Here is a 3,565-nt window from a genome sequence, read left to right as displayed (position 1 = left end):
TCCCCCTGCCGACACTAGGAGCCTGACCACCATGACCACCACAACGCACACCTACCTAGTTTGTGACGAGTGTGCAGCAGCAGTCGAGAACGACGACTGGACGCACCTGGACCACCACGTCACCACACCTGAAGAGTCCGAGGAGATCTACGCAGAGCACACAGCTTCGGCAGAATCGATGGGCAACGCCACCCTGACGCAGTACCTGGACAACCCGACGGGCGGCGGGTACTGGGAGTGCTACGTCTGTAGCCATGCTCAGCTAGGCCGGGCCAACCTCTACTCCGACCAGTGACCACCCTCGCACCCTGCCACGCCCTAGCCGCAGCATTCCTAGCTTCCGTCCTGGCCATGCTGGCCGGGCTCACGATCTGAAAGGAACCAGCCATGCTAACCCCCGACCTCCAACGTGCCATCGACACCGCTATCCACTTTCACGAGATACAGCGCAAGTTCACTAGGCCCGAGTGTCTCACCGGCTCCACAATCGTAGCCAAGCAAGACGGGCGGGGTCAGTTCTCACGCTACGCCGTGTACAAATCGAGCGCTTGGACACCGCCAACTAGCACGCCCATCCTGCCCTGGTCACCACCTACGGGAGACCCAGTAGCAACGGTGGACCTAGACGGCACAGTTCACCTGCTCACACTCGCTCGCTAACCAGACCCACGAAGAGAAGGCACCAACCACCATGACCCAGCACATAGCCACGATCACGTTCGCTATCTACTTCGATCACGAACCTACAGAGGAAGACCTAACCAACATCGGTTGGTGGGAGGAGAACTCTCGCCGGGCTGCCCGCAGTGCCACACGAGGTATCACCCGAGTCGCAGCTAGCAGTACGTCCGTCACCCGCCACGCCTAAGACCTAAGAGTTGATCCTCATGACGGAAGCTTCGGCCTGCGGCCTCAGCTCCCCCATCAGGTCAACCACACCCAAGAGCCGTGGAACCACCACCACCACCACCACCACCACCACCACCACCACCAAGCAGAGAAAGCAGAATCAACCATGACTAACACCGACACCACGTACAACCCCAACCAATACCCGTATCCACGACCAGAGCTAGACAGGGCCAAATGGCCTGCTGGTCCCTGGGACACAGAGTCGGACACCAAAGTTTGGAAGCATGAAGCCAGTGGGTATCGATGCTCCATCATCAGGTCACACGGTGGCCATCTCTGTGGCTACGTGGGTGTGCAAGATACCCACCCCTGGTACGGCAAGGACTACGGATACTACAACGACAGTCCCGACGAGCAGATCCAGGTGCATGGTGGGCTGACCTACGCATCGCATACTGAGAAGGGCGAGGAGCCACCTGACATCTGGTGGTTCGGCTTTGACTGCACCCACAGTTTCGATGTGACACCCACGTTCGCCCTTCAGCCACTGTCCACCACCGCTACATATCGAACTATGGAGTACGTGACTGCTGAGGTGGAGAGCCTGGCCGAGCAGATGCACACGATCCAGCAGCACCCACCGACCCCTGCCCCGAAGGTCGAGACACCCACACCGGACGACGACACCTACAACGGCTGGACTACTCGCTCAACCTGGGCCTTAGCCTTCCACCTGGACAACAACGAGGGTGACTACACCTACTGGCGTGAACGTGCGACGGATAACTACCAAGCAGCTGAGGACCTAGCCCATGACTCCGAGGAGCCACATAGGGAGGCTGACATAAGAGGTCACGCCACTGGCATCCTCGCTACTGAGATCGAGCAGTGGCTCGATGGGCTCTACGACACCATCGAGATCGCAGCCACGAGCCGTGAGCCAAGCTACGGAGTGTCCCGAGAAGCTTGGAACCTACTCAAGGACGTCGGCTTCGACACCTCTACCACGGCCATCAACTACCACGAGATCGCCAGGCATTGGGTCGACGAGGTAGCAGAAGAGGCCGGGCAATGATTGAGCACCAGTGCCACCGCTGCGACCACCTACTGAACCAGATAGCTGAGATGCACGTCGAGCTCGACTACCTGCGGAACATACGAGACGAGAAGGTGCGATCCGACAGGGAGTACATGACCTGGTCTCTTGGAGGGGGCATGGTCGAGGCGGTGTTCGCTGGCATGAGGCTACGAGAGGAGGCCGGGCAATGATCGAAACCATCGGCCTCGTTGCCCTCGTAGGTGTGTTCGCCATCGCCTACCTGTGGGGCATGTTCTCGGAGTTCGCTCCGGCTCTGTTCCTGATCACGTTGGGCGTGTCCGGTATGCCTTCGCTTGATGGGAGCCTTACGCACGCTGGCTATGTGGTGCTGTTCTGGGTTGGTGTCTATGGCGTGGCCCTTGCCGGCTTCGGGATAGTCACGCTGGTAGAGCGATGGGTTGAACGAGTAGAGCGGCGGGCGGAGCAGTGACGCACCAACCTGACACCCCGGCAGACGGACTCATTGCTGCGTACCTAGCTGCCGCAGCTGAGCGCTCTTTCCAAGCTGTGCTCTACCCCACCCTCTACCCGCCCCCTCTCTCGTGGGTCGCCGATGCACCCTGCACCCTGGCCCGCATCCTGGTCCGTATCGACACTGGTGCACCGCTAGACGTCACGGCCATGACTGCCCCTCTGTCCACCCCCATCGAGATCAGCACCACCTACGAGGGAAAGGACGTCCAGCTACTTGACCCACCCGTTCTGTCCCTACGTGAGTGGCTCGCACATGGTGACCTTCGGGCAGTAGAGGGGCCAGAGGATTCGGAGCCACCGCACATGATGGAGATCGGTATCAACATGGCGTGGCTCGGCCTCCTTGGTGGTGGCCTACCTCTCGACAAAGGCAGCACCATCACCATTACGGGCGACATCACGCACCACACCTTCGTGCTTCAGGGGTTCAACCGATGAAGCGCCTTCACTCCTACCCAACCACCAACAACCCGACCACCATCGTCAAGCTCGACGAGGCTAGGGCGATGGACCCCGTAGCACGGGAGCTCTACCTCTCGTTCGCACTCAAGACATGGAGGAGAATCCAACCATGACTATTCGCTATGGAACTGAAGACCCATATACCAACCGCATCAGGGTGGTAGCCAACGGCCTACCTGCGGGCACCCTCCAGAGCACAGAGGTAGGCCGTGAACCCTGGAGAGCCGTCACTCCTGAGGGTCTGCCCTCTGGGCTCACCTTCCCTACTCGCTTGCGGGCTGCCCGCTGGTGCGAGGCAAGACAATCCCTGATCGGGAGAATCCAACCATGACAGACCCAACCCCCTACGTAACGTCGCACCAGCACCATCAACCAGCAACTGACGACATGATGTTCGAGGCGCTCGACAGGCTGCTCGACGTCTCGGCCCAACAGCAGAGCATGCTCAGCCAGCTGAATAGCAGGGTTCAGACGCTCGAAGCTCGACCTCGCACGCTCTGGGGGTGGTTCACGTGACCATCACCCGGGCTACCCCGGTAGTAACAGTGCGAGACGGCAAGCCCATCATCGAGCTGGTCCGCACTGAGCTACCACCGGACTGCACCGACCACGAGCTACGCAACTGTGCGCTGTGCTTCTTAGAGACAGGGCACGTGAGCAGTCATCACCCAGACCAGG

Annotated in this window: 5 protein-coding genes and 1 pseudogene; all 6 read left to right on the top strand. The window is 60.1% G+C overall.

Annotated elements, in window-relative coordinates:
- Positions 1-31 precede the first annotated feature (31 nt).
- Positions 32-295: a hypothetical protein gene (locus GY937_01365; GenBank protein ID MCP5055354.1), complete on the top strand. Its 264-nt coding sequence runs from the start codon at positions 32-34 to the stop codon at positions 293-295.
- A gap of 807 nt (positions 296-1,102) precedes the next feature.
- A pseudogene (locus GY937_01360) lies at positions 1,103-1,471 on the top strand (hypothetical protein).
- Positions 1,472-1,977: 506 nt separating this feature from the next.
- On the top strand, positions 1,978-2,121 hold the full coding sequence (locus GY937_01355) for a hypothetical protein (GenBank protein ID MCP5055353.1): 144 nt from the start codon (positions 1,978-1,980) through the stop codon (positions 2,119-2,121).
- On the top strand, positions 2,118-2,381 hold the full coding sequence (locus GY937_01350; GenBank protein MCP5055352.1) for a hypothetical protein: 264 nt from the start codon (positions 2,118-2,120) through the stop codon (positions 2,379-2,381). Before GY937_01355 ends, GY937_01350 begins: the two co-directional genes overlap by 4 nt.
- Before the next feature lie 77 nt (positions 2,382-2,458).
- Positions 2,459-2,863 carry a hypothetical protein gene (locus GY937_01345; GenBank protein MCP5055351.1) on the top strand — a complete coding sequence of 135 codons (405 nt, stop codon included), beginning with the start codon at positions 2,459-2,461 and terminating at the stop codon, positions 2,861-2,863.
- Positions 2,864-3,214: 351 nt separating this feature from the next.
- The gene (locus GY937_01340; protein MCP5055350.1) at positions 3,215-3,403 is read left to right on the top strand and encodes a hypothetical protein; all 189 of its coding nucleotides are present in this window, start codon (positions 3,215-3,217) and stop codon (positions 3,401-3,403) included.
- Positions 3,404-3,565: the final 162 nt, after the last annotated feature.

Source organism: bacterium, assembly GCA_024228115.1.
Classification (GTDB): Bacteria; Myxococcota_A; UBA9160; order UBA9160; family UBA6930.
This window is presented reverse-complemented; position numbering and strand designations above follow the sequence as displayed.

Coding starts and splice junctions, on each gene's coding strand:
- GY937_01340 (MCP5055350.1), top strand. CDS start 3,215: ATGACAGACCCAACCCCCTACGTAACGTCGCACCAGCACCATCAACCA.
- GY937_01355 (MCP5055353.1), top strand. CDS start 1,978: ATGCACGTCGAGCTCGACTACCTGCGGAACATACGAGACGAGAAGGTG.
- GY937_01365 (MCP5055354.1), top strand. CDS start 32: ATGACCACCACAACGCACACCTACCTAGTTTGTGACGAGTGTGCAGCA.
- GY937_01350 (MCP5055352.1), top strand. CDS start 2,118: ATGATCGAAACCATCGGCCTCGTTGCCCTCGTAGGTGTGTTCGCCATC.